The organism is Yeosuana marina, assembly GCF_011762485.1.
GTDB classification, from domain to species: domain Bacteria; phylum Bacteroidota; class Bacteroidia; order Flavobacteriales; family Flavobacteriaceae; genus Yeosuana; species Yeosuana marina.
Window position 1 is genome coordinate 1 of the sequence record NZ_JAAKGI010000024.1, and the last position, 1,524, is coordinate 1,524.

Annotated in this window: 1 protein-coding gene; it reads right to left on the reverse strand. The window is 39.5% G+C overall.

Features of this window, described 5'->3' with window-relative positions:
* The coding region (locus G5V56_RS12310) for a SprB repeat-containing protein (protein WP_206285903.1) at nt 1-1,524 on the reverse strand (1,524 nt) is incomplete at both ends.

The window sequence follows — 1,524 nt, forward strand, 5'->3', positions numbered from 1 at the left end:
TGCTGTTACACTTACTTGAGCTCCAAAATTACAATTCGCATTGATATTGGTTGTTTCCACAAGTGTTAATGGCGTTGGCTCACTAACTAAGATAGTTTCTGTAGCTGTACAGCCTGTTGTTTCATCTGTTACAACAATCGTTTGGTTGCCTATTGGCAACCCTGTTAAACTTATAGTTGCTCCAGACTGTCCTGTAACTGACGCTCCTCCATTAATAGTATAACTGTAAGTCGTTGCAAAGTTTGAAACCATAAAATCCACAGCTCCATTTGCTCCGCCATTACAACTAACGTCATTAACCAATGCACCTGAGACCGTAATATTGGTTACTGGTGCTATTGTATATGATTCTGTGTAATAACATCCATTAGCATCTGTTACTTCAAACATATAAGTATCTGGCAATAACCCTGTAAATATTCCGCTATTTAATCCTGTAACATTTGTTGTTGCACTTGCTGGTGATAGTATAGCATAACTTAATGGTCCAACTCCATTTGTTGCCGTTAGGGTAACTGTAGAGGTTGGTGCTAAGCAAGTAACTGCTGTTGATGAAAATGTTAAATCTGTTGGTGGATCTAAAGCTGGTACTGGAACATCAATTGGTCCGAATGTACATCCGTTGGCATCTTTTATATAAGCACTTACGATTCCTGGAACATACGTAGAGTACGTATAGGTAGATGTGTAATTCACTCCACCATCAAAACTATAAGTATACGGTGCTGTTCCTGTTCCTGCTGTTGCTGTAATGGTTACAAGAGCTGCTTGTGTCGCGTTTCCTGATCCACAGGTTAATCCATCTGTTAAAGTTCCAGTCCCTGCGAGTGGTAGAGGTTCTGTGATACTTACTGATGTTGCTGCTGAATCACAGTTTTTACTGTCTCTTACAACAATATCATATGTGCCAGCTGACAAATTATTAAACACATTAGATGCTTGGAACGTCGCTCCATTATCTTTACTATATTGATATGGAGGTATTCCATCAGCTGCTGTTACAACAATACTTCCATTACTACCAGTGTTACAACTGACATCTGTTTGTGTATAATTAAACGTTGGAGTTGTTTTTGGTGTCACTGTAACGATAGAAGATTCTGCTGTACAATTTTGAGAATCGGTCACTCTAAACTCATACGTGCCATCTACAGTCGCTGTATAAGTAGAACTTGGAATAACTGTATAAGTTGTTCCTCCATCTGTACTAACTTCATAGGTGGTGTAAGTTCCTGTACCACCACTTGGAATTAAGTTTATGTTTGCATCAACGGTACAGGTTAAATCCTGAGTCATATCTGCATCCAACAATAATGGTGGTTCTACTACATAGGCATATGGTGCAGTTATACAGCCATTGCCATCCTTTATGCTCACATTGTAAGTCCCTGCTGCACTGATTGTAAAGTTTGGACTCGCTTGATAAGCGCCTCCTATACTATAGGTCAATGGTGCTATGGCCGTTCCTGTTCCTTCCACTACGGTAATATTGATAGGACTTCCATCAAAACATTGTGAAGCTAT